This is a genomic window from Denitratisoma sp. agr-D3, from assembly GCF_054658675.1.
The window spans coordinates 83,037-106,584 of the sequence record NZ_BAAGIA010000001.1 but is presented as its reverse complement, the minus strand read 5'-3'; the positions used below and the strand labels follow the sequence as shown (position 1 = coordinate 106,584).

Annotated in this window: 19 protein-coding genes; 11 read left to right on the top strand and 8 right to left on the bottom strand. The window is 65.0% G+C overall.

Annotated elements, in window-relative coordinates:
* Nucleotides 1-73 precede the first annotated feature (73 nt).
* Nucleotides 74-1,246, bottom strand: a complete 1,173-nt coding sequence (locus tag ACYQ2U_RS00465) for an HPP family protein (RefSeq protein WP_459948370.1) — start codon at nucleotides 1,244-1,246, stop codon at nucleotides 74-76.
* A gap of 70 nt (nucleotides 1,247-1,316) precedes the next feature.
* Entirely contained in the window at nucleotides 1,317-2,093 is a 777-nt protein-coding gene (locus ACYQ2U_RS00460; RefSeq protein WP_459948369.1) for a ferredoxin--NADP reductase, read from the bottom strand.
* Nucleotides 2,094-2,195: 102 nt separating this feature from the next.
* On the opposite strand from ACYQ2U_RS00460, the gene ACYQ2U_RS00455 reads away from it, so the two are divergent.
* From ACYQ2U_RS00455 to yjjJ, 7 genes are all read left to right on the top strand, one after another.
* The gene (locus ACYQ2U_RS00455) at nucleotides 2,196-3,122 is read left to right on the top strand and encodes a LysR substrate-binding domain-containing protein (protein ID WP_459948368.1); all 927 of its coding nucleotides are present in this window, start codon (nucleotides 2,196-2,198) and stop codon (nucleotides 3,120-3,122) included.
* Nucleotides 3,119-3,490 (top strand): GIY-YIG nuclease family protein, encoded by a 372-nt coding sequence (locus ACYQ2U_RS00450; RefSeq protein ID WP_459948367.1) that lies wholly within the window; start codon nucleotides 3,119-3,121, stop codon nucleotides 3,488-3,490. Before ACYQ2U_RS00455 ends, ACYQ2U_RS00450 begins: the two co-directional genes overlap by 4 nt.
* Nucleotides 3,491-3,518: 28 nt before the next feature.
* The gene (locus ACYQ2U_RS00445) at nucleotides 3,519-4,895 is read left to right on the top strand and encodes a sensor histidine kinase (RefSeq protein ID WP_459948366.1); all 1,377 of its coding nucleotides are present in this window, start codon (nucleotides 3,519-3,521) and stop codon (nucleotides 4,893-4,895) included.
* Nucleotides 4,892-5,809, top strand: a complete 918-nt coding sequence (locus ACYQ2U_RS00440; RefSeq protein WP_459948365.1) for a LysR substrate-binding domain-containing protein — start codon at nucleotides 4,892-4,894, stop codon at nucleotides 5,807-5,809. The genes ACYQ2U_RS00445 and ACYQ2U_RS00440 overlap by 4 nt, the downstream gene beginning before the upstream one ends.
* A gap of 153 nt (nucleotides 5,810-5,962) precedes the next feature.
* Nucleotides 5,963-7,282, top strand: coding sequence for a hemolysin family protein (locus tag ACYQ2U_RS00435; RefSeq protein ID WP_459948364.1), 1,320 nt, complete (start codon nucleotides 5,963-5,965; stop codon nucleotides 7,280-7,282).
* A gap of 207 nt (nucleotides 7,283-7,489) precedes the next feature.
* Nucleotides 7,490-8,431 (top strand): DUF4238 domain-containing protein, encoded by a 942-nt coding sequence (locus ACYQ2U_RS00430; RefSeq protein WP_459948363.1) that lies wholly within the window; start codon nucleotides 7,490-7,492, stop codon nucleotides 8,429-8,431.
* Nucleotides 8,432-8,740: 309 nt separating this feature from the next.
* Nucleotides 8,741-10,081, top strand: coding sequence for a type II toxin-antitoxin system HipA family toxin YjjJ (gene yjjJ, locus ACYQ2U_RS00425; protein WP_459948362.1), 1,341 nt, complete (start codon nucleotides 8,741-8,743; stop codon nucleotides 10,079-10,081).
* A gap of 71 nt (nucleotides 10,082-10,152) precedes the next feature.
* On the opposite strand, the gene ACYQ2U_RS00420 is transcribed toward yjjJ, so the two are convergent.
* The 4 genes from ACYQ2U_RS00420 to ACYQ2U_RS00405 form a co-directional block, all read right to left on the bottom strand.
* On the bottom strand, nucleotides 10,153-10,869 hold the full coding sequence (locus ACYQ2U_RS00420; protein ID WP_459948361.1) for an ABC transporter ATP-binding protein: 717 nt from the start codon (nucleotides 10,867-10,869) through the stop codon (nucleotides 10,153-10,155).
* An 11-nt stretch (nucleotides 10,870-10,880) separates the two neighbouring features.
* Nucleotides 10,881-12,836 carry a branched-chain amino acid ABC transporter ATP-binding protein/permease gene (locus ACYQ2U_RS00415; RefSeq protein WP_459948360.1) on the bottom strand — a complete coding sequence of 652 codons (1,956 nt, stop codon included), beginning with the start codon at nucleotides 12,834-12,836 and terminating at the stop codon, nucleotides 10,881-10,883.
* A 4-nt stretch (nucleotides 12,837-12,840) separates the two neighbouring features.
* The gene (locus ACYQ2U_RS00410) at nucleotides 12,841-13,719 is read right to left on the bottom strand and encodes a branched-chain amino acid ABC transporter permease (protein ID WP_459948359.1); all 879 of its coding nucleotides are present in this window, start codon (nucleotides 13,717-13,719) and stop codon (nucleotides 12,841-12,843) included.
* 65 nt (nucleotides 13,720-13,784) lie between these two features.
* Entirely contained in the window at nucleotides 13,785-15,026 is a 1,242-nt protein-coding gene (locus ACYQ2U_RS00405; RefSeq protein ID WP_459948358.1) for an ABC transporter substrate-binding protein, read from the bottom strand.
* Nucleotides 15,027-15,215: 189 nt separating this feature from the next.
* On the opposite strand from ACYQ2U_RS00405, the gene ACYQ2U_RS00400 reads away from it, so the two are divergent.
* Nucleotides 15,216-16,571, top strand: a complete 1,356-nt coding sequence (locus ACYQ2U_RS00400; protein WP_459948357.1) for a cache domain-containing protein — start codon at nucleotides 15,216-15,218, stop codon at nucleotides 16,569-16,571.
* Entirely contained in the window at nucleotides 16,568-17,197 is a 630-nt protein-coding gene (locus tag ACYQ2U_RS00395) for a response regulator (protein WP_459948356.1), read from the top strand. Before ACYQ2U_RS00400 ends, ACYQ2U_RS00395 begins: the two co-directional genes overlap by 4 nt.
* 16 nt (nucleotides 17,198-17,213) lie before the next feature.
* Here ACYQ2U_RS00395 and ACYQ2U_RS00390 read toward each other — a convergent pair whose 3' ends face one another.
* The gene (locus ACYQ2U_RS00390; protein WP_459948355.1) at nucleotides 17,214-17,750 is read right to left on the bottom strand and encodes a shikimate kinase; all 537 of its coding nucleotides are present in this window, start codon (nucleotides 17,748-17,750) and stop codon (nucleotides 17,214-17,216) included.
* 82 nt (nucleotides 17,751-17,832) lie between these two features.
* Here ACYQ2U_RS00390 and ACYQ2U_RS00385 point away from each other — a divergent pair, with 82 nt between their 5' ends.
* Nucleotides 17,833-19,056 carry an MFS transporter gene (locus ACYQ2U_RS00385; protein WP_459948354.1) on the top strand — a complete coding sequence of 408 codons (1,224 nt, stop codon included), beginning with the start codon at nucleotides 17,833-17,835 and terminating at the stop codon, nucleotides 19,054-19,056.
* 13 nt (nucleotides 19,057-19,069) lie between these two features.
* Entirely contained in the window at nucleotides 19,070-19,987 is a 918-nt protein-coding gene (locus tag ACYQ2U_RS00380) for a VTT domain-containing protein (RefSeq protein ID WP_459948353.1), read from the top strand.
* Nucleotides 19,988-20,059: 72 nt separating this feature from the next.
* On the opposite strand, the gene ACYQ2U_RS00375 is transcribed toward ACYQ2U_RS00380, so the two are convergent.
* Nucleotides 20,060-23,503 carry a pyruvate carboxylase gene (locus ACYQ2U_RS00375; protein ID WP_459948352.1) on the bottom strand — a complete coding sequence of 1,148 codons (3,444 nt, stop codon included), beginning with the start codon at nucleotides 23,501-23,503 and terminating at the stop codon, nucleotides 20,060-20,062.
* Between the last annotated feature and the right edge of the window lie 45 nt (nucleotides 23,504-23,548).

The window sequence follows — 23,548 nt, the reverse complement described above, 5'->3', positions numbered from 1 at the left end:
ACGACAAAGCCCGGCAATGCCGGGCTTTGTTTTTGGCCAAGGGGATGGGCCGCCCAAGGGGATGCCGCCACGACTAGGCCAGGCGCACTTCCTCCAGGGCCTGGCGGTGATAAAGGGCCGCCAAGATATCCCGTGGCCGCAGCAGGCCGACGAACTTGCCCCGCCCATCCACCACCGGCAGATCGGCCTGACCCGTCCCTGCCAGCAACAGACTGGCAGCCTGGGACAGATCGTCGTCCTCGCGCACCGTCGTGAACCGTTCGGTCATGATCTGGCCCGCCACCTCTGCCTTGGCGGAATTCGGCCCCGGCGTCGGCAACAGGAAACGCCGCAAACGCTCGGCCAGTGGCGCCTCGCCCACGGGCACGTGGCGCATCAGGCCTTCCAGCGTGACCAGGCCGATCATGCGCCCGGCCCGGTCCAACACCGGCAAGGCAGCTCCCGCCTCGCCCTGGAACAAGCGCCACAGGGTGTCAAGTTCGGTGGCGAACTCGACGCAAACCACCTCCCGCTCCATCAGGTCGCCGCAGGTCTGGTGATGGCGGCGGCGAAAGGCGTTCTCCGCGGCATGACCGAACACCGTCACCAGGTCGGACTCGGTGATGTCCAGATAACTGTCCACCCGGGCCAGGGCCACCGCCAGATCCTGGTGGTCGATCACCGTCGGCGGCGCACTCTCCGCCTCGCGGCGAAATACCGGCCTGGCCGGCTGCGGCGCCGCGCACTGGGGATACTGGCGGCGCCCGACGATATTGTTGAGCATCATCGCCGCCAAGAGCAGGCCCAGCACATTGAACGCCACCGCGCCCATGGCCTCCCAACCGGCGTGTTGACTGGCCATCACGATGGCCAGGGCGCCACCCGGCGGATGCAGGCACCGCAGCGCCGCCATGGCCCAGATGGCGATGGCCACTGCGCAGGGAATGGCCAGCCAGGAAGGGTGCAGCCAGCGGCCGCAGGCGATGCCGGCCGCGGCCGACAGCAACAGGCCGCCGGCAACGGACCAGGGCTGACCCAGGGGGCTGTGGGGCAGGCAGAAGAGAATGACGGCGGAAGCCCCTGCCGGTGCCAACAGGCGCCGGGTCTCGGCATCCACCGGCACCACCGTCAACAGGGCCTGCATCAACAGCAGGCCGAACAGGCCGGCCAGGGCGGAACGCCAACGCTCCCGCGCCGAGAGGGGCGCCGCGTCGGCGATCAGGTAGCTACGGGCGAAACGGGCAAGGGCGTGGGCTGGGGCGATCATGGACAATCCTGAAAACGGACCGCGCCCTGGCGCGGCCCCGGCCCGCATTATGGCCGGTCCAGCGCCGATCCTACTTCTCGACGAAGGCCCGTTCGATCACGTAGTCACCGGGAACGCCGATGCGGGGTGACACCTGGAAGCCACGCTTGTCCAGCAGGGCGCAACTGTCCTCCAGCATGGCCGGGCTGCCGCAGATCATCACCCGGTCCACCGCCGGATCCAGGGGCGGCAGACCGATGTCGGCGAACAGCTTGCCGCTTTCGATCAAATCGGTCAGGCGGCCCTGGTGGCGGAAGGGCTCCCGGGTCACGGTGGGGTAATAGATCAACTTGTCGCGCACCTCTTCACCGAAAAACTCGTTGTGCGGCAACTCGTGCTCGATGAAGTCGGCGTAGGCCACCTCGCTCACGGTGCGCACGCCATGGATCAGCACGATCTTGTCGAAACGCTCGTAGGCCTCCGGGTCCTGGATCACGCTCATGAAGGGCGCCAGGCCGGTGCCGGTGGCGAACAGATAGAGGTGCTTGCCGGGACGCAGGTCGTGCAACACCAGGGTGCCCGTGGGCTTGCGGCTGACCTTGATCTCCTGGCCCGGTTGCAGATGTTGCAGGCGGGAAGTCAGCGGACCGTTGGGCACCTTGATGCTGAAGAACTCCAGGTGCTCCGCGTAGTTGGCGCTGGCGATGCTGTAGGCCCGCAACAGGGGCCGGCCCGCCACTTCCAGCCCGATCATGACGAACTGGCCGTTCTCGAAGCGCAGGCCCGGATCGCGGGTAGTGCGGAAGCTGAACAGGTTGTCGTTCCAGTGATGGACGCTGAGGACGGTTTCGGTGTTGAGGTTGCTCATGGCACGCTCCAGGGATGACAGGCCGATTGTAGGAAGCCCCGGTTTATCCGTAAAATGGGTAATCTTGAATTAATTATTCACCTGATTGAATATAAGCCGGATATGAAATTCAGCCTGCGCCAAGCCGAGATCTTTGCCACCGTCGCCCGCCTGGGCAGCGTCACCCGTGCGGCAGAAACCCTGTCTCTGTCTCAGTCGGCCACCAGTACCGCCCTGGCCGAGTTCGAGCGGCTCTATGACTGCCGCCTGTTCGACCGCATCGGCAAGGCCTTGCGCCTCAACTCGGCGGGGGAGCAATTGCTGCCCAAGGTGGTGGAATTGCTGGACCGGGCCGCCGAAGTGGAGGACATTCTCTCCGGCCGGGCCGGCCTCGGTCCCCTGCACATCGGCGCGACGCTGACCATCGGCAACTACCTGGCCACCCTGATCGTGGCCGACCTGCTGCAAAAGCACGGCGAGGCCCGCATCCAACTGACGGTGCACAACACCGCCGCCATCATCGAGCAGGTGGCCGGCTACAGTCTGGACATCGGCCTAGTGGAAGGCGCCTGCCACCATCCGGACCTCCACGTCGAGCCCTGGGTGGACGACGAGCTGGTGGTGTTCTGCCCACCGTCCCATCCCTTCGCCCGCAAGCGCAAGATCGATCTGACAGCGCTGATGGCCGAGCCCTGGATCCTGCGCGAACAGGGCTCCGGTACCCGCGCCCTGTTCGACCAGGCGGTGCATCAACTGGGCCTCGAACCCCGGGTACGGCTCGAACTGGAACATACCGAGGCCATCAAGCGCGCCGTCGAGTCGGGCCTGGGCCTCGGCTGTCTGTCCCGCCTGTCCCTGCGCGAGGCCTTCCGCCGCGGCAGCCTGGTGCCGATCAAGACGCCGGAATTGTCGCTGCACCGCCGCTTTCAATTCGTCTGGCACAAGGACAAGTACCACACCGCCGCCCTGCGCGAATTCGTCGCCGCCTGCCGCGCCATGACCGCCGGTGCCAGCCGCAGCGACCAGATTCCCCTGCCCTACATTCCGTGAGCGAAGCACGCACCTACCAGTTGCTGATCGAAGTGACGCGACCGCTGACCGTGGTCGTCGGCAGCCTCGGCCCCTGCCGCTTCCCGGCGGGGCGCTACATTTACACCGGCTCGGCCAAGCGCAATCTGCAGGCCCGTATCGCCCGCCATCTGCGCCAGGACAAGAAACTGCACTGGCACATCGACTACCTGCTGACCCAGCCCGGGGTGCGGGTGGCCGGGGTACGGCGCTACGCCGACGCCGAGTGCGACCTCAACCGCCGCACCCCCGGCATCCCGCTCCTGCCGGGGTTCGGCGCCAGCGACTGCAAGGCCGGGTGTGGCAGCCACCTCAAATTCATCGACGCGGACGCCACCCGGACGGCATGAAACCCGGGAAAGGACCTAAAATCGGCCCATGAGCGCCCATGCCGACCCCTTGCCCCTCGAAGATCGCGTGCGAGAACAGCAGTCCGCCCTGCTCTTCGCCAATGTGGGCATCTCGCAGTTGGTCAGCATCGTCAACGCCTCCATCCTCGCCGGCGCCACGGTGCTCATGTCCGGTCTCAGCCCCACCGTCATCACCTGGCACCTGCTCACCTTGCTGGTGGCCCTGTTGCGCTGGGGCATCGCCCAGCGCTACCGGCAGGATCCCGCGCGGCGGACGAACGCGGCGAAATGGACCCGCTACTTCCTCTGGGGCAGCATCGCCGCCGGCCTGACCTGGGGCCTGGGCGGCGCCATCCTCTCCTACCATGCCGAGCAAACCCAGCGCTTCTTCACCGGCCTGGTCATCCTCGGCATGGTGGCCGGCGCCGTGCCCCTGCTCTCGCCCCGGCTGGAAACCTTTCGCGGCTACGCCTACCCCGCCGTGCTGTTCCCCTGCGTCTTCAGCTTTGTCGAAGGGGGCAGCGGTCTGGTCTGGCTGTACGGCTTCCTGGCCATCGTCTTCCTCACCGCCATGGACCGCAGTGCCACCCTGTCCCACCAGAACCTGATCGAATCGATCCGCCTGCGCATCCAGGCCGAGGAACACGCCGCCGACCTGGAACAGGCCCGCGCCGCCGCCGAGGCCGCCTCTGTCGCCAAGAGCCGCCTGCTGGCCAACATGAGCCACGAACTGCGCACCCCCCTCAACGGCGTGCTCGGTTTCGGCACCCTGCTGGAAAGCACTGAACTCTCCGAGGAACAGAAGGAATACGTGGCCATGCTGCGCCTTTCCGGCGAGCAGTTGTTGCAACTGATCACCGACGTGCTGGACCTGTCGCAACTGGAGGCGGGCATGGTCAAGGTCGCGGCGGAGCCCGTGCAGCTCATCGCCCTGCTCGACCACCTGCTGGAACGCCATCAGGCCAAGGCGAAGCAAAAGGGTCTGCGCCTCAACCTGTCCTGGGACTCCGCCCTGGCGTCCGACCTGGTCGGCGACCAGGGCAAGTTGCAACAACTGTTGGGCCACCTCACCGACAACGCCATCAAGTTCACCGAGCGCGGCCAGGTGGACGTCGCCCTCAAGGTGCTGGAAACCACCCCCTCCGCGCAACGCATCGCCTTTTCCGTCAACGATAGCGGCATCGGCATTGCGCCCGAGCGGCAAGCCGAGATATTCCAGATCTTCACCCAGGCCGACGACTCCTCCACCCGCCGCTACGGCGGCTCCGGCCTGGGCCTTGCCATTTGTCGCAAACTGGTGGATCTGCTCGGCGGCGAAATCCGCGTGGACAGCCAACCCGGCCAAGGCAGCCGGTTTACCTTTATCCTCAGTCTGCAACGCCATCAAGGAAGCATCGCGCCATGACCCTCACCGAACTCCGCTACATCGTCGCCCTGGCCCGCGAACGCCATTTCGGCCGCGCCGCCGACAAGTGCGCCGTGTCCCAGCCCACCCTGTCCGTGGCCGTGAAAAAACTTGAGGACGAACTGGGCATCGCCCTGTTCGAGCGTGCCCCCAACGAAGTGCGCGTCACCGAAATCGGCGGCCGCATCGTCTCCCAGGCCGAGAAGGTGCTGGCCGAGGCGTCCCGCGTCGCCGAACTGGCCACCGCCGGCAAGGATCCCCTGGCCGGCCCCCTGCGGGTGGGCTGCATCTACACCATCGGTCCCTACCTGCTGCCCAAGCTGGTGCCCCTGCTCAAGGAGCGGGCACCCACCATGCCCCTGATCATCGAGGAAAACTTCACCCACCGTCTGCTGGAAAAAGTGAAAAATGGCGAGTTGGACATCGCCGTTCTGGCCCTGCCGGTGGAAGAACCGGGCCTGGTGGCCCAGCCGGTGTACGACGAACAATTGCGCGTGCTGCTCCCCGTCGGCCACGAACTGACCAAGCTCAAGTCCATCGATCCCGCCGTCCTGCTGGAAAGCCAGCTGCTCATGCTCGGCCCCGGCAACTGTTTCCGCGACCAAGTGCTGGACCTGTGCACCCGGGCCAACAACGAAGCCGGCCAGTCCTCCCACATCCTGGAGGGCAGTTCCCTGGAAACCATCCGCCACATGGTGGCCTCCGGCGTCGGCGTCACCGTCATGCCCGCCTCGGCGGTGGACGGCATCACCGCCCGCGATCCCCTGCTGCGGGTACGACCCTTCACCGACCCCACCCCCACCCGACGCGTCGGTCTGATCTGGCGCGCCAGCTACCCGCGCCACAAGGCCATCGACGTGGTGCGCAAGGCCCTGCTCGACTGCAAGCTGCCGGGTACCAAGCTGGCAAAATAAACCGCCACACCAGACGCACCCTTGCCCAGGCCGCTGCCCATCGCAGCGGCCTTTTCATTGGGCCATGAGCGGCCACGGGACAAACCCGCCGACTTACTGGACAATGGCGCTTCATCCATTCAAGGAAAGGCTCGGGGGCGTTCCGCCCCTGCTATGGGAAGCAACGCCCTCTTGCTGCTGGTGGCCCTGCTGCTGGTGGCCCTCAACGGTTTTTTCGTGGCCGCCGAATTCGGCCTGGTCAAACTCCGCCAAACCCGCGTCAAGGCCATCGCCGAGGCCCACGGCCTGCGCGGCCGCATCCTGCGCAAGGTGCACGGCCAACTCGACGCCTACCTCTCCGCCTGCCAACTCGGCATCACCCTCGCCTCCCTGGGCCTGGGCTGGATCGGCGAACCCGCCTTCGCCGAACTGCTCTCGCCGCTGCTGACCCTGCTCGGCATCGACAACCCGGAACTGGTGCACGGCATCTCCTTCTTCTTCGCCTTCTTCACCATCTCCTTCCTCCACATCGTCGTCGGCGAACTGGCGCCCAAATCCCTCGCCATCCGCCAGCCGGAGACCGTCGGCCTGTGGACCGCCGCGCCCCTCTACGCCTTCTACTGGCTCATGTACCCCGCCATCTGGGTGCTCAACACCAGCGCCGCCCGGGTGTTGCGCCTGCTCGGTCTGGCTGGGTCCGGTGATGGTCACGGCCACGATGCCAACTACTCCGCCGACGAACTCAAGCTCATCCTGCGCAGCAGCCGCGCCTCCAGCCACCTGACCAAGGACGAATGGAACGTGCTGGCCCATTCCCTGGACTTCAGCGAACTCAACGTAGCCGACCTGATGCGGCCCTTCAGCGAAGTCGTTTTCCTCTCCGCCGCCCACAGCATGGAAGAAAACCTGGCCATCGTCAGTCGCCACCGCTACAGCCGCTACCCCTACCTGGACCAGGACGGCAACGTGCTCGGCGTACTCCACCTCAAGACCCTGCTCTTGGCCCGGCTGCGGGACGAAGCCGAGGACGACCTGACCGCCCTGCTCACCCCCATCAAACTCATCGATCCGGACCTGCCGGCGCGGGAACTGTTTCGCCAGTTCCGCCACGGCGCCCCCCACTTCGCCGTGGTCGGCCGCAAGGGCGTTCCCCCCGTGGGCTTCCTCACCTTGGATAACCTGCTGGGTGCCCTGGTGGGCGAAATCCGCGACGAATTCCGCCAGACCCACAACGACTGGGCGCGCCTGGAAGACGGCAGCCTCATGGGCAAGGGCAGCCTGCCGGTGTTCACCCTGGAACGGGCCCTGGGTGTGGAACTGGAAACCGAAAGCGCCGACTCCGTGGGCGGCCTGATCATGGAAAAACTCGGCAGCCTGCCCAAGGAAGGCGACCGCATTGAATTCGATCAGTTCGACATCGTGGTGAAGAAGATGAACGGGCCGCGGATACTTTGGTTGCGGGTGATGCCAAAGCAGGAAGTGCATTCGAGATGAACTACTTGCCGTATCCGGCCAGAAGCAACCACAGGCAATAATCATTGACAGAGCCATAGCATCAACGTGCTTCCGATATATTGGAGATGCTGTGTTGGCTAGCAGGGCACTAAATGACTGAAAACAATGAACCTAGTTTTTTGCCAATTTCAATCTCTATACGGCCTTCTAAGTCCGTTTAGACACTCCTAAGCCCCCCCGAGCGCTATGCCACTCGATCATTACGTATCGCAAGTTCATCTCAAGAATTTTTATTCGCCCCTGCTTGGCAATTTGATGTTCGCTCTACGCAAAACGGACATGCGAGCGTTCACCCCGGATGCTCAATCTGTATGTCGCATCGAGAAAGGGAGTACCAACAGCTATCTACTTGAGCCGCGCGCAATTGAGGATTTTCTAAGAGATATAGAACCAAGGTACAACGAGGCAGTAAAAAATGTCGTTGAGGCAGATATAAGGCCGCAAACGATCTACGTTCTCGCCGGATTCATAGCCTATGTTCTTAGCTGCTCACCGGCGGGGATGCGAATCCAATCTGGGCCATTGAAAGGTGTAGTTGAGGAAACAACTCGCATGCTTGACGCCAAAGGAGAGATCAGTGCTCCGCCCCCTGCCCTAGGAGCAACGTCACTTGCTGATCTCTTGGGGAATGGCAAGGTTCGTGTAGAAATTGACCCCAAGTACCCACAAGCCATCGGTATCGCCTCGATACTCCAGAACACTAATACCTTTGGTAATTTTGCATGGGAAATTCTGGTGAATGAAACTGATAGCCTTTTCTTTACCAGTGATTTCCCAATTGCAATCGAGCCGACAGCTGACTTACGAATTATCAATAGAATCGTCCCGCTTACCCCTAGGCTAGCTATGCGCTTGCATCCAGATATTGCGGCGGGAACGAGTGCTGTTGATTTCTCCTTTAAAGGATTTCGCCGAAGAATTCGCCGTATCTCTCGGGAAGAAGTAGTAAGGATCAATACACTGCTTGTTCGATGTGCAGAGAGTACGGTGTTCTTTTCAAAAAACGAAGACTGGGTTGAACGATTTGTTCGCAAGAACTCGTCCTTTCGCATAGAAAGCCGAACTCAGCGCATTCCCTACCAGAGTGGTTCTCTTCTGTTCAGCTCATTGAGAATTGAGCCAACATAAATCTCTCGGCGCTTTACCCCTTCGCGTGAGTCGCCTGGACGACAAGATTCACAGATACTTCCCCTCCTCGTTTCTGAGCGTTCACATCCTCAACCTACTTACTTCCATTTAGAGTCAGCATCTATTGTTTATTCTCTAACAAAAGGCGCCATGTCGTTAGAAACGATTAGACACTTAGAATAGTGCGGTCATACCATCAGATTGCACAGCCTCTCATACCCTGGATTCTCCTCTATTCCGCCCCCTTGCCAAGCCCCACGCCCCACTGTAGGCTGCCGCAATTATCTATTCACATTTCAATTCACCGCCATGGCCTCCCAAGACGACATGCTTCGCCGCCTGCTCGCAGTCGGGCCGGTCACTACCAAGCAACTGATTGAATCCACTAGATTAAGTCAGCCGACGATCTCCCGCGCCTTGGCCACCCTGGGGGAGGCGGTAGTTCGCATCGGCGCCTCCCGATCTATTCAGTACACCCTGCGCGACGAAGGCCGGGGTTTGCCGAACATAGCGGTTTACCGGGTGGACGGCGAAGGCCGGGTGAGCCTGCTTGGCTTTCTCGTCCCGGTGCGCCCGGAAGGTTTCGTGATGCGCGCCGTGGATGGCAGCACCCTATACAGCGAGGGTCTGCCCTGGTGGTTGCTGGACATGCGGCCCCAAGGGTATCTGGGCCGGGCCTACGCGTCCCGCCATGGCGCGGCGCTGGGCCTGCCGGCGCGGCTTGTGGATTGGAGCGACAGCCATGCCCTGCGCGCCCTGTTGGCACAGGGCGACGACCCAGTGGGCAATCTTTTATTGGGCGACTTGGCCCGGGATCGCTTTCTGGCCCAGGCCGTACCCACTCCCTTGCCCAGCAAAGGCAAGGGCAAGGCCTACGCCCGCCTCGCCGATGAGGCAGCCCGGGGTGAGGCGGCAGGCTCCTCGGCAGGGGGAGAACAACCGAAGTTCACCGCCTATGCCGACACCGATGACGGCCCGCGCCACCTCATCGTCAAGTTCAGCGAGGCCATGGACAGCCCCATCAGCGAACGCTGGCGCGATTTGTTGCGGGTGGAACATCTGGCCCTGGAAACCCTGCGCGCAGGGGGCATTGCCGCCGCCCGGAGCTGGGTGGTGGATCATGCTGGCCGCCGCTTCCTGGAGGTGGAACGCTTCGACCGTAGCGGCGCCCTGGGTCGGCATGGCCTCTTCAGTCTGACGGCCCTGGATGCGGAGTTTGTCGGCTCGGGCGCCAATCACTGGCCCTCGGCGACCCAGCGCCTTGTCGCGGAGAAGTTGGTCCTACCCCAGGCGGCGGCGGATGCAGCCCTGCTGTGGGCCTTCGGCACCCTGATCGGCAACAGCGACATGCATGGCGGCAACCTGTCCTTCACCACCGACCAGGGCCGGCCCTACGCCCTGGCGCCGGCCTACGACATGACGGCCATGGCGTTCGCTCCCCGCGCCAGCGGCGGCATGGCGGATACCCTGCCGGCGGCGGTCATCCAGGGCACGGTGGACAATGAAACCTGGCGGCGGGCTCATGGCCTGGCGATAGACCTCCTGGCCCGGCTCAGGGTGACTGACCTGAGCCCCCGCTTCGGTCCCTGCCTGAGCGCCTTGGAAAGCCATCTCGGCACAGCCGGCCAGAAGATTGCTCGCCTGGGCTGAGGACGCACCTCTCTGAAACGACAAGGCCCGCAATCGCGGGCCTTGTCTTTGGTGCGGTGTGCGCTGGCCAACTAGCCCAAATACGCCGCCAGCACCCGCTCGTCCTGCTTCAGTTCCGCCGGGGTACCCGCGACGGCGATGCGGCCCCGTTCCATCACGTAGGCGTAGTCGGCCACTTCCAGGGCGCTCTTGGCGAACTGTTCCACCAGCAGCAGGGTGATGCCGGCTTCCTTGAGGCGGCGGATGATGGCGAACACTTCCTGCACGATCACCGGGGCAAGGCCCATGGAGGGCTCATCCAGCAGCACCACCTTGGGTTGCGCCATGAGGGCGCGACCGATGGCGAGCATTTGCTGTTCGCCGCCGGAGAGGGTGCCGGACTGCTGATGGCGCCGCTCTTCCAGGCGGGGGAAGAGTTCGTACACCTTCTTCAAATCGGCGGCAGCCTTGTCGCGGAAGCCGAGGAAGCGCGGCAGGCGACGGTAGGCGCCGAGCAGCAGGTTGTCTTCCACGGTGAGGGGACCGAACACCTTGCGTCCCTCGGGGGAGTGGGCCAGGCCGAGGCGGGCGATGCGCGACGCGGGCAGGCCGGCGACGGCCTCGCCGTCCACCGTGACTCTGCCCTGGCTGGGCTTCACCATGCCGGAAATGGCGCGCATGGTGGTGGTCTTGCCGGCGCCGTTGGCGCCGATCAGGGCCACCACGGCGCCGGCCTTGACTTCGAGATTCACGCCATTGAGGACTTCGGCGCCGCCGTAGCCGGCGTGGAGGTTTTCGACTTTGAGCATGATCGTTTCCTTCAGGCCGCCGCGGGGGCGGGGGCGTGGTCGTTTTCCTCGGCGGCCATGGCGCCCAGGTAGGCTTCCACCACCTTGGGGTCGCGCTTGACGACCTCGGGGTCGCCCTCGGCGATGATGCGGCCGCCGTCCAGCACGGTCACCGTGTCGCACAGCTCGGACACCACGTCCATGTGGTGCTCGATCAGGATCATGGTGATGCCGCGACCGTGCACGCGCTTGATGATCTTCACCAGTTCCTGGGCGTCGGGGTGGGCCAGGCCGGCGGCGGGTTCGTCGAGGATCAGCAGGCGCGGCTTGCGGGCCAGGGCGCGAGCGATTTCAAGGAAGCGCTGGGCGCCGTAGGTGAGGTCCTTGGCCTTGGTCCGGGCCTGGTCGGCCAGACCCACCAGTTGCAGCAGGGCCAGGGCGTCGGCCTGGGCCTTGCGCTCCTCGTGGCGGGCGAAGCCCATCAGCACCAGTTGCCAGGGCATGCGGTAGGTGTCGCGCAGGGCCACCATCACGTTGTCGAGGGCGGTCAGTTCACCGAACAGTTGCAGGTTCTGGAAGGTACGGGCGATGCCGGCACCGGCAACGCGGAACAGGTTGCCCTTGGGCAGGGGCTGGCCGTCGAGCAGGATGTCGCCGTCGCTGGGGGCGTAGAGGCCGGAAATCACGTTCACGGCGGTGGACTTGCCGGAACCGTTGGGACCAATCAGGCCGTGGATGTGGCCGCTGCGCACGGTGATGGAAACGCCATCCACCGCCTTGACCCCGCCGAAGTAACGTTTGAGTTCCTTCAGCTCGAGCAGGGTCTGTTCGCTCAGAGGCTGTTGCGGCAGCACGTCGTCCAGGGCCGTCGCATCGGGCAGGGGCGCGGGAGGCACGCGGAACAGCCGCGCCAGGGCGCCGGCGGCGTAACCCATGAGACCTTCGGGCAGGCCAACCACGACCGAGAACAGCATCAGGGCGAAGATTGCCTTGCGCCAGTCCTCGGTGTTGCTGACGACGAAGCTACCCACCGCCAACAGGCCCATGGCCGCCACCGGCGCCAGCAACTGGAAGGAGGTGGCGCGCTCCCGCAGCCAGGTGCGGCCGGCGGCGAACAGGGCCACCAACAGACCGGCAACGGAAAACAGTTGGAACAGACTGCGGTTGGACAGTAGGTTGGGCAGCAGCACGATCAGGGCGGCGCCGACGCAGGCACCCCACAGGCTCTTGCGCCCCCCCAGCACCACGCCCAACAGCAGGATCACCATGAGTTCATAGACGAAGCTCTGGGGTTGCAAGTACTGGAAGTTGAAGGCGTAAAGGCCGCCGGCCAGGCCGCCCAGGCCGGAGCCGAAAGCGAAGGCGATGACCTTGTGGCGGTAGGTGCCGACGCCCATGGCGTCGGTGGCGATGGGGCTGTCGCGCAGGGCCTCGAAGGCGCGTCCCCATTGGGAGGACAGCAGGTTGCGCATGCCGAACCAGACCAGGGCCATCAAGCCCAGGCACAGCCAGTAGAAGCCGTCGGCGTTCAGGGTGATGCCGAACAGGGGCGGCCGGTTCAATTGCAGACCCTCGGCGCCCTTGGTCAAGCCTTCCCATTCGTTGAGCACGGTAGTGGTGAGGGCGAGGAAGGACAGGGTGGCCAGGGCGAACTGGGGGCCTTCCAGGCGCAAGGCCGGCAGGGCCAGGATGGAGCCGATCACCATGCAGAGCAGGAAGGCCGCCGCCAGGGCCGGCAGCAGGCCGACGTCGAGTTTCATCACCAACAGCGCCGCCGTGTAGGCGCCGATGCCGAGGAAGGCCGCCTGGGCCAGGTTCACCTGTCCTAGATAGCCGACAGTGACGTCGAGGCCGATGAGCAGGATGCCGTAGATGGCGAGCAGGGTCAGCAGGCCGAGAGCAAAGGGATTGGTGACCAGCAGCGGAATGGCCGCCAGTACCAGCAACGCCAGAAGTTCGGCGCCGCGGATCAGGAGAAAGCGTTTCATGATGTCAAACCTTCCGAATGCTGGCTTTGCCGAAGATGCCGTTGGGCCGCAGGGCCAGGGCCAGGATCAGCAGCACCAGACCGGGCGCTTCGCGCCAGCCGCTGCCCAGGTAGAGACTGGCCAGGTTTTCCAGGCCGCCCAGGGCGAGGCCCACCAGCACCACGCCGAAGCCGGATTCGAGACCGGCCACCACGGCCACCGAGAAGGCCTTGAGGATCAAGGCCGAGGCCATGGTGGGACCGACGGTGGTGATGGGGGAAACGAGAATGCCGGCCAGGGCCGCCACGGCGCCGGACAGGGCGTAGGACAACATCACCGTGCGGGTGGAGGAAATGCCCATCAGCTCGGCGGCGTCGCGGTCGGCGGAAACGGCCTCGAAGGCCTTGCCGAGCAGGGTGCGACGCTTGAACAGTTCGATCAGGCCCATGATGCCGAGCACGCCGATGGCGACGGAAATTTCCAGGGGCGTGATGTCCACGCCGAGGAAGTGGATCGGGTCAGCGGAAATGGGCGTGGGGAAGGGCTTGTCGTCCCGGCCCCAGATGTTTTCAGCGGAAGAAAAACCGAGCAGGCCGAGGATGATGGTGAGCAGGATCCAGCCCTCGCTCTTTTGTTCCAGGGCGAGGCGCACGCCGGCCCGCTCCACCACCAGTCCCAGCAGGGCGCCGAACAGCAGGCCGCCGGGAATCATCAACCAATAGGGTGCGCCCCAGTCGAGCAGGGTCAGACTGAAGAACGCGGAAAGCATCACCAGCTCGCCTTGACCGAAATTGATGGTCTTGCTGGTGGCAAACGTCAGTTGGAAGCCGTAGGCGATGAGGGCATACACCAGCCCCATCAGGGCGCCGCTGACGACGATCTGGGCGACGACGGAAAAATCCATGGGAAAACCTCTTAGACACGGCGGGGACGGACATCCGCCCCCGCCGGATTGAGCGGCGTGCCGCCTTACTTCTTGACCTTCTTGCCGCCTTCGGCCTTGGCCAGGCGGGCCCGGTCGGCTTCGTTGGCGAACACCACGCGGCCGTCCTTGACCATGCCCATCACCGTCTGTTCGCGACGGAAGGCTTCATGAGTGGTGTCGTCGGCGGGATCCCACTTGCTGAAGGGCTTGTTCCAGGTGGCGATCACGCCGGGCACGGGGTCCTTCAGGTCTTCCAGCGCTTCCTTGATCTTCTTCGGATCGGTGCTGGCGGCCTGCTTGACGGCGGCGGCGAAGATCAGCACGGCGTCATAGCCCTGAGCGGCGGAAACCGGGGAGGGAATGCGCTGCACGCTGTAGGCCTTGTGATAGGCGTCGATGAAGGCCTTGGCCTTGGGCGTCACCGGTTCCTCGATGAAGGTCTGGGGCATCAGGGTGCCGTTGCCGTTCTTGCCGGCGTTGTCGATGTAGTTGGCCATGGACAGGGTCCAGCCGCCGATCAGGGGAACCTTGTAACCGATCTTGGCCATGCCGTTGGCGACGGCGGCCAGCTCGGGTCCGATACCCCAGATCAGCACGGCCTGGGCACCGGCGGACTTGGCGTGGAGCAACTGGGCGGTCATGTCCTTGTCGCCGATATTGAATTTCTCGGTGGCGACCACTTCCAGCTTGTTGCCCTGCTTGGCGATCTGGTCCACCAGATCGTTGCGACCGGACACGCCATAGTTGGTGGCGTCGTGCAGGATGGCGACCTTGGTGTATTTGCGGTTGATCGCCTCTTCCACCACCATCGCGGCTTGGATGCCGTCATGGGCGGCGAAGCGGAAGATGGACAGCTCCTTGTTCTTGGGGTCCTTCCATTGGGTCATGGAAGCGGAGCCGGCGGCGGGGGTGATGATCTTGACGATGCCCTTTTCTTGCAGGTGCTTGTCGCCAGCCAGCACGACGCCGGTGTTCACCGAGCCGATGACGCCGGACAGGCCGTCCATGGCGGCCAGTTCCTGGGCGATCAGGGCGCCACGGTCGTTCTTGGCTTCGTCGTCCCGTTCGATGATCTCGATCTTCAGCTTCTTGCCGGCCACGTCGATGCCGCCCTGGCCATTGAGGGTGTTGATGGCCAGCTTGGCGCCGTCGCGCATGGACACGCCCATGGGCGCGGAACCGCCGCTGAAGGGGCCGGTCAGGGCGATCTTGACGGTGTCGGCCGCCAGGGCTGTGGTGCTACCGAGCATGGCGACCAATAGGCCGCCGATGAGCGTCTTCTTCACGGTGTCTCCTCCGTTTAGTTGTGGGTTGAAGCTTTAAGTCTAAGCTAGTCCGGCATGCTATGCGCGACGATCGGTGCTGTCATCCGTAAAACTACGCATCGTCCCTTGGCGTCCCACGGCGGCGGCGATTACACTGCCGGCCAAACAAACGAACGCCGCCGGCCCCGCCGGAAAACCAGGAGGAGACCCATGCTCAGGCTTCAGTACCGAATTTTTCTGCTCACGGTACTGCCCATGCTGGCCGTCATCGCCGCCCTGGCCTGGGTGGTGAACCACCAGGCCGACCTGCTGGCCGACCGCCAGGCCGAATTGATCGAGGAACGCTTCATGGCCCAGCGCCGGGCCGAGCTGACCAACTACGTGCACATGGCGGTGACCGCCATCGACCACCTCAACGACGACAACGGCGGCGGCCAGGACGCCCGCGCCCGGGCCAAGGCCCTGCTCAAGGACATGAACTACGGCGACGACGGCTACTTCTTCGTCTACGACTACGCCGGCAACAACCTGGTCCATCCGCGCCAGCCGGAACTGGTGGGCAAGAACCTTTGGGAATTCCGCGACCCCCAGGGCCTGCCGGTGATCCAGGGCCTGATCGGCCAAGCCAAGCGGGGTGGCGGCTATCTCAGCTATTTGTGGGCGCAGCCATCCAACCAGCAGATCGCCGGCAAGCTCGGCTACGTGGTGCCGGTCAAGCGCTGGGGCTGGGTGCTGGGCACCGGCCTGTACGTGGACGACGTGGAACGCACCATCGGCAAGGTACGCGACGACGTGGCCGCCAACATCCGTTCCACCATGGTCACCCTGGCCGGCCTGGCCGTGGTGGCGGTGCTGCTGGTGTTCACCGGCGGGCTGATGCTCAACGTGCGCGAGCACCGCCTGGCCGACAGCAAGCAGAAGGAGCTAACCCAGCGCATCGTCACCTTGCAGGAAGAGGAACGGTCCCGGGTGGCGCGGGAACTCCACGACGGCATCAGCCAATTGCTGGTGTCCATCAAGTTCCAGTTCGAACTGGCGGAGCACAAGCTGCAAAGCGGCGAAGGCGCACCCCTGGAGGATTTGCGCAAGGGCCTGCACAATCTGGGCGGCGCCATCGCCGAGGTGCGACGCATCTCCCACGATCTGCGCCCCACCCTGCTCGACGATCTGGGCCTGGTGGTGGCCCTGGAACACCTGCTCACCGACTGCGCCGCCCGCACCGGCATCATGGTCAATCTGCGCTTCGATCCGGTGCCCGACCCGCTGCCGGAAAACACCGCCCTCACCCTGTTCCGCATCATGCAGGAAGCCCTGACCAACATCGAGCGCCACGCCCACGCCAGCCAGGTGGAGGCCAACCTGGAAGCCGGTGCGGACAAACTCCGCCTGGTGATCAGCGACAACGGCGTCGGCTTCAACACCGACCGCCTCGGCCAGGGCGGCCACGGCATCGGCCTGCGCAACATGCGGGAACGGATCGAGTACCTGGGAGGCAGCTTCCAGGTGGAATCGGAACCGGGCCACACCCGCCTCACCATCACCCTGCCCTCGGTCATGCCGTCATGAACACTTCCCGCGACCCCATCAAATTGCTCCTGGTGGACGATCACCCCCTGGTACGCGACGGCCTGCGCGCCCGTCTCGACGCCACCCATCATCTCTGCGTGGTGGGCGAGGCGGGCAGCGGCGAAGAGGCCCTGGACCTGGCCCAGCGGCTGCAACCGGACCTGGTGCTGGTGGACGTGAGCATGAAGGGCATGAACGGCATCGAGTTCACCCTGCGCCTCAAGGAGCGCCTGCCGGCCATGAAAACCATGATCCTCAGCATGTACGACAAGGCCGAGTACGTGGCCAGCGCCATCCGCGCCGGCGCCAGCGGCTACGTGCTCAAGGACAGCCCAGTCACCGACATCATCGCCGCCATCGACGCCATCGCCGAGGGCGGCAGCCAGTTCGACCCCGCCCTGCTGGCGGCCCTCGACCAGCCCGCCACGGACAAGGACCCAATCACCAGCCGCGAGCGGGAAATCCTGCTGCTGCTGGCCCAGGGCCTGTCCAACAAGCGCATCGCCCAGCAACTGGACATCAGCGTGCGCACCGTGGAAACCCATCGCCTTAGCCTGCGCCGCAAGCTGGGCATCACCACCCCGGCCGGCTTCGTCAAATACGCCATGGACCAGGGCTGGATGTAGCCCGGCGGTCCCGGGCTCAGCGCGGGGCCGGGCGCACCAGGGCCAGCACTTCCGCCGCCACCGCCGCCGGCGTCTTGCCGCGACTGTCCACGGTGAAGTCGGCGTGGCGCCGATACAGGGCTTCCCGTTCGCGGAACAGGTCCTCGAAGCTCTGCTCGGGGCGCTTGAGGATGCCCCGTTCGCTATGGTCGCCGATGCGTTGCAGCACGGTCGCCAGGTCGCAATAGAGATAGACCAGGGGCAGCCGCGCCCGCAGCCATTCCATGCCCGCCTCGCTATAGACCGCGCTGCCGCCAGTGGCAATCACCGCGGCGAAATCCCGGATGCCGGTCAGGGCTTGCTCCTCGGCCTGACGCAGGCCGGCCAGGCCTTCGCCGTCGATGGTGGCTTGCAGGGGCCGGCCGGTCGCGGCGACGATCAACTGGTCGGTATCGACGAAGGGCAGGCCGAGCCGCTCGGCCAGTTGATGACCGATGGTGCTCTTGCCAGCGCCGGGCATGCCGATCAGGGCGAGACCGGGGATGGCGGTAATCGAAGAAACAGGACGGGTCACGGTGCGCGTTGGAAATGGGTATATCCGCAATACTACCTGCCGTTACAGCCACACCCCACGCCCTAGCGCCGCCATTGCTAACATGGCCGCCATGCCCACCTACCTGCGCGCCCTCGACTCCCGCAATTACCGGCTGTATTTCATCGGCCAGCTGATTTCCCTGGCCGGTACCTGGATGCAGCAGATCGCCATGAGCTGGCTGGCCTACCGCCTCTCCAATTCGGCCCTGGTGCTGGGCCTGATCGGCTTTGCCAGCCAGATTCCCATCCTGCTGCTGGCGCCCCTTGGCGGCGTCTGGATCGACCGCCTCGACCGGCGCCGCCTGCTGTTGTGGACCCAGGCCCTGGCCCTGGTCCAGGCCCTCCTTCTGTCCCTGCTGGCCTGGCGACTTTGGGTGACGCCGGCGCTGATGGTGGTGCTGGCCTTTTTCCTCGGCTGCATCAACGCCATGGACATGCCGGCGCGGCAGGCCATCGCCGCCCAATTGGTGGACGACCCCGAACACCTGCCCAACGCCATCGCCCTCAATTCCTTCCTGATGAACGCCTCCCGCTTCGTCGGTCCGGCCCTGGCGGGCTTCGTCGTCGCCACCGCCGGCGAGGCCCTGTGTTTCCTGTTCAATGCCTTTTCCTATCTGGCGGTGCTGGCGGCCCTGGCGGCCATGCGCCTGCCGGCCCGTCATGCCGACACCCGCCACGCCCCGGCCCTGGACGCCCTGATGGAGGGCTGGCGCTATGTGCGCGGCCATCGTCAGATCCGCCACGTGCTGCTGCTGGTGGCCTGCGTCAGTTTTTGCGCCACGCCCTACGCGGTCATGATGCCGCTCTTCGCCCGGGAGATCTTCGGCGGCGACGCCGGCACCTATGGTCTGCTGATCGGCAGCGCCGGCGCCGGCTCGATGCTGGCCAGCATCTTCCTCGCCACCCGCGACGATGTGGGCGACCTGGGCCGCCTGATCGGCCGTGCCGCGCCCATCAGCGGACTATGTCTGGCCCTGTTCGTCCTCACCCCGAACTACTATCTGGCCCTGCCGGTGCTGGCCTGCCTCGGCTGCGCCATCATCTTCACCATCGCCGGCAGCAACACCCTGATCCAGACCCGGGTGGACGACCGTTACCGGGGCCGGGTGATGGCGATCTTTTCCATGGCCTTCCTCGGCGTCGCCCCCATCGGCAGCCTGATCGTGGGCAGCCTGGTGCATCATCTGGGCATTCGTCCGGTGCTGGTGACCTGCGGCCTGCTGACCCTGCTCGCCGGCCTGGCCTACGCCCGCGCCGTTGCCCGCAGCCCTTCCCCCACCGCCTGAATCGCCGCCCGCCATGGATGCCAACCAACTCGCCCTCACCCTGCAACAGGACGCCCTCTGGATCGTCTTCCTCAACGTGCTGTTGCAACAGATCGGCCTGCCGGTGCCAGCGGTGCCCACCCTCTTGCTGGCCGGCAGCCTGGCGGCGACACCGGGACACTTCGGCAAGCTGCTGGCCGTCGCCGTGGCCGCCTCGGTAATCGCCGATTGGGTCTGGTACCGGGCCGGCCAGTTGTTCGGCTATCGGGTGCTGTCGGGCCTTTGCCGCCTGTCCATCAATCCCGGTTCCTGCGTCAGCCAAACCGAGGCCCGCTTCCTGCGCTGGGGCTTGAAGTCCCTGGTGGTGGCCAAGTTCCTGCCGGGTTTCGCCATCGTTGCGCCCCCCATCGCCGGCGCCCTGCGCCTGGGCCTGTCCCGCTTCCTGCTCGCCGCCGGCGTCGGCGCCGGACTATGGGCCGGACTCGCCCTGGCGGTGGGTCTGCTCTTCCGCGACCGGGTGCAACAAGTGGTGGCCCTGCTCAGCGCCCAAGGGGAAACAGCGGCCCTGGCCGCCCTGGTGCTGGTGGGATTGTGGCTGGCCTGGAAGTTCTGGCAGAAATACCGCTTCCGCCAAACCTGCGACCTGCCCCACATCGCCGTCGAAGAGCTGATGCTACTGCGCCGCAGCGGCCAGCCCCTGCTCTTGCTCGACCTGCGCGGCGCCACCATGGTGAGGGAAACCGGCCCCATTGAAGGCGGCACCGTGGCCGAGCACGACCGCCTGCTGGACGCCGTGGGCACCTGGCCCAAGGAGCAGGCCATCGTCACCCTCTGCGCCTGTCCCGAGGATGCGGGCGCCATTCAGGCCGCCCATCGACTGCGGAAGGCGGGCTACCTGTCGGTGCGTCCCCTGCGCGGCGGCTACGAGGCCTGGGTGCAGGCCGGCAACTGACGAAACGAAAACGTATGCAGCAAAGACAAAGGCCCGCATCTGCGGGCCTTTGTCTTTGTTACAGCGCCGGTTTTATTCCAGCACCACCAGCAGGTCCTTCGGGTCCACCCGGTCGCCGGGGGAGACCAGCACCTTGGCCACGGTGGCGTCCCGGTCGGCGGTGATGGCGGTTTCCATCTTCATGGCTTCGATGGAGACCAGGGGGCTGCCCTTGCTGACCTTCTGGCCGGGCTTCACCGCCACGGTGGCGACGGCACCGGGCATGGGCGCGGCCACGTGGTTGGCATTGCCTTCCTCGGCCTTGGGGCGGGACTTCTTGGCGGACTCCAGGCCGGCCCGGGCCACACGCATCGGACGTGGCTGACCGTTCAACTCGAAGAAGAGCCGCACTTCGCCTTCGTCCGCCACTTCGGTCTGGCCGGTGAGGCGCACCACCAGGGTCTTGCCCTTGTCGATCTCGACGGCCATCTCGTCCTTCTCGGAGAGGCCGTAGAAGAACACGGGGGTGGGCAGTACCGACACGTCGCCGTACTTGCGCTGGTGGTCGGCGTAGTCGGCGAAGACCTTGGGATACATCAGGTAGCTGGCCAGGTCGGTGTCGTTCACCTGGTGGCCCACCGCCTTTTCGGCCTTGGCCCGTTCCGCTTCCAGGTCCACGCTGGGCAGGTGGGCGCCGACGCGGCCCTCGATGGGCTGCTGACCCTTGAGGATCTTGGCTTGCAATGCCTTGGGGAAACCATCGGCGGGATAACCCAGTTCGCCGCGCATCATGGACACCACGGAGTCGGGGAAGGAGATTTCCTTCTCGGGGTTCTGCACATCCTCGGGGGTCAGGTCGTTGGCCACCATGAACAGGGCCAGGTCCCCCACCACCTTGGAGGAGGGCGTCACCTTGACGATGTCGCCGAACAATTGATTCACGTCGGCGTAGGCCTGGGCCACTTCGTTCCAGCGGTGTTCCAGACCCATGGAGCGGGCCTGTTCGCGCAGGTTGGTGTACTGGCCGCCGGGCATTTCGTGGCGGTATACGTCGGAAGTGCCGGAGCGGATGTCGGCTTCGAAGGGGCTGTAAAACTGACGCACGCCTTCCCAATAGCGAGCGAAGGGGGCGATGCGGCCATAGGTGAGGCCGGAGTCCCGTTCCGTATGTTCCAGGCCGGCGATGATGGCGCCCAGGCTGGGTTGGGAGGTGAGGCCGCTCATGGAGTCCATGGCGCCGTCCACCGCATCCACGCCGGCTTCCACGGCGGCCAGCACGCTGGCCACCGCGCCGCCGCTGGTGTCGTGGGTGTGGAAGTGGATGGGCAGGCCCACCTCTTCCCGCAGGGCCTTGACCAGGGCCTTGGCCGCGGCGGGACGGCAGACGCCGGCCATGTCCTTGAGACCGATGACGTGGGCGCCGGCTTTCTCCAGTTGCTTGGCCATGTCCACGTAGTACTTGAGGTTGTACTTGGGGCGGGCCGGGTCGAACAAGTCGCCGGTGTAGCAGATGGTGCCCTCACAGACGGCACCGGCTTCGATCACCGCATCCATGGCGACGCGCATGTTCTCCACCCAGTTGAGGGAGTCGAAGACGCGGAACACATCCATGCCGTTGGCGGCGGCCTGCTGCACGAAGTAGCGCACCACGTTGTCGGCGTAGTTGGTGTAACCCACGGCGTTGGACGCCCGCAGCAACATCTGGAAAAGCACGTTGGGCACGGCTTCCCGCAGTTGCTGCAGACGGGCCCAGGGGTCTTCCTTGAGGAAGCGCATGGACACGTCGAAGGTGGCGCCGCCCCAGCATTCCAGGGAGAACAGTTCCGGCAGCAGGCGGGCGTACTGGGGCGCTACGGCCACCATGTCCGCCGTCCGCATGCGGGTGGCGAACAGCGACTGGTGGGCGTCGCGCATGGTGGTGTCGGTCAGCAGAATGCGCTTTTCGTTGCGCATCCACTGGGCGAACTTCTCCGGCCCCAGTTCCTTCAGTTTGTCGCGGCTACCGGCGGGGGGCGGTGCGCAGACATCCACCTTGGGCAGCAGGGGGCGGGACAGGGGGTGGGTCGGCTTGGCGCGACCCTTCATTTCCGGATTGCCGTTCACCACCACGTCGCCGACGAACTTGAGCAGGCGGGTAGCCCGGTCGCGGCGGGGTTTGAAGGTGAACAACTCCGGTGTGGTGTCAATGAAGCGGGTGGTGCATTCGCCGTTCTTGAACAGGGGATGGGCGATGACGTTCTCGACGAAGGCCAGGTTGGAGGACACACCGCGGATGCGGAATTCCCGCAAGGCGCGGTCCATGCGACGGATGGCTTCCTCGGGGTCGTGACCGCGGGCGGTGATCTTCACCAGCAGGGAATCGTAGAAGGGGGTGATGACGGCGCCGGTATAGGCGGTACCCGCGTCAAGGCGAATGCCGGCACCGGCGGCGCTGCGATAGGCGGTCAGCTTGCCGTAGTCGGGAGTGAAGCCCTTCTCCGGGTCCTCGGTGGTGATGCGGCATTGCAGGGCATGGCCAGACAGACGGATGTCGGCTTGCTTGGGCAGGAAATCGTTCTTGCCGATTTCAGCACCCTCGGTGACCTTGATCTGGGCCTTGACGATGTCGATGCCGGTCACTTCTTCGGTGACGGTATGTTCTACCTGAATGCGGGGGTTCACTTCGATGAAGTAGAACTTGCCGGAATCGGCGTCCATCAGGAATTCCACGGTACCGGCATGGGTGTAGTTCACCCCGGCGGCCAGTTTGAGGGCGGAGTCGCACAGTTCTTGGCGCTGGGCGTCGTTCAGATAGGGTGCAGGGGCGCGCTCGACTACCTTCTGGTTGCGCCGTTGGACAGAACAGTCCCGTTCGAACAGGTGCACCAGATTGCCGTGGGTGTCGCCCATGACCTGCACTTCTACGTGGCGGGCGCGGACCACCATCTTTTCCAGATAGACCTCGTCGTTGCCGAAGGCCGCGGCGGCCTCGCGGCGGGCTACCTGGATGGCGGGCAGCAGTTCATCTTCGTTGTTGATAGCGCGCATGCCGCGACCACCGCCGCCCCAGCTGGCCTTGAGCATGATGGGGTAGCCCACTTTCGCGGCTTGCTTGCGGCACTCCTCATCGTCATAGGGCAGGGCGCCGGTGGCCGGCACCACGGGCACGCCAACCCGCTCCGCCAGGGCGCGGGCGGCCACTTTGTTGCCCAGTTCCCGCATCACGTCGGACTTGGGGCCGATGAAGGCGATGCCAGCCTCGGCACAGGCATCGGCGAAGTCCGGATTCTCGGAAAGGAAACCGTAGCCGGGATGGATGGCGTCCACCTTGGCCAGCTTGGCAACGCGGATGATGTCGGCGATGTCCAGATAGGCGCCGATGGGCTTCTTGCCGTCGCCTACCAGATAGCTTTCGTCCGCCTTGAAACGGTGCAGGGCGAAACGGTCCTCGTTGGAGTAGATGCCCACGGTGCGAATGCCCAGCTCGCTCGCCGCCCGCATCACGCGGATGGCGATTTCGCTGCGGTTCGCGACAAGAATGCTGCGGATGGTCTTCATCAATGGTTTCCTTATTACCTGGTGACGCCCCTGGGGGCCGCCATG

Coding starts and splice junctions, on each gene's coding strand:
- ACYQ2U_RS00400 (WP_459948357.1), top strand. CDS start 15,216: ATGCTCAGGCTTCAGTACCGAATTTTTCTGCTCACGGTACTGCCCATG.
- ACYQ2U_RS00465 (WP_459948370.1), bottom strand. CDS start 1,246: ATGATCGCCCCAGCCCACGCCCTTGCCCGTTTCGCCCGTAGCTACCTG.
- ACYQ2U_RS00460 (WP_459948369.1), bottom strand. CDS start 2,093: ATGAGCAACCTCAACACCGAAACCGTCCTCAGCGTCCATCACTGGAAC.
- ACYQ2U_RS00375 (WP_459948352.1), bottom strand. CDS start 23,503: ATGAAGACCATCCGCAGCATTCTTGTCGCGAACCGCAGCGAAATCGCC.
- ACYQ2U_RS00410 (WP_459948359.1), bottom strand. CDS start 13,719: ATGGATTTTTCCGTCGTCGCCCAGATCGTCGTCAGCGGCGCCCTGATG.
- ACYQ2U_RS00385 (WP_459948354.1), top strand. CDS start 17,833: ATGGCCGCCATGCCCACCTACCTGCGCGCCCTCGACTCCCGCAATTAC.
- ACYQ2U_RS00420 (WP_459948361.1), bottom strand. CDS start 10,869: ATGCTCAAAGTCGAAAACCTCCACGCCGGCTACGGCGGCGCCGAAGTC.
- ACYQ2U_RS00430 (WP_459948363.1), top strand. CDS start 7,490: ATGCCACTCGATCATTACGTATCGCAAGTTCATCTCAAGAATTTTTAT.
- ACYQ2U_RS00440 (WP_459948365.1), top strand. CDS start 4,892: ATGACCCTCACCGAACTCCGCTACATCGTCGCCCTGGCCCGCGAACGC.
- ACYQ2U_RS00435 (WP_459948364.1), top strand. CDS start 5,963: ATGGGAAGCAACGCCCTCTTGCTGCTGGTGGCCCTGCTGCTGGTGGCC.
- yjjJ (WP_459948362.1), top strand. CDS start 8,741: ATGGCCTCCCAAGACGACATGCTTCGCCGCCTGCTCGCAGTCGGGCCG.
- ACYQ2U_RS00415 (WP_459948360.1), bottom strand. CDS start 12,836: ATGAAACGCTTTCTCCTGATCCGCGGCGCCGAACTTCTGGCGTTGCTG.
- ACYQ2U_RS00395 (WP_459948356.1), top strand. CDS start 16,568: ATGAACACTTCCCGCGACCCCATCAAATTGCTCCTGGTGGACGATCAC.
- ACYQ2U_RS00380 (WP_459948353.1), top strand. CDS start 19,070: ATGGATGCCAACCAACTCGCCCTCACCCTGCAACAGGACGCCCTCTGG.
- ACYQ2U_RS00455 (WP_459948368.1), top strand. CDS start 2,196: ATGAAATTCAGCCTGCGCCAAGCCGAGATCTTTGCCACCGTCGCCCGC.
- ACYQ2U_RS00445 (WP_459948366.1), top strand. CDS start 3,519: ATGAGCGCCCATGCCGACCCCTTGCCCCTCGAAGATCGCGTGCGAGAA.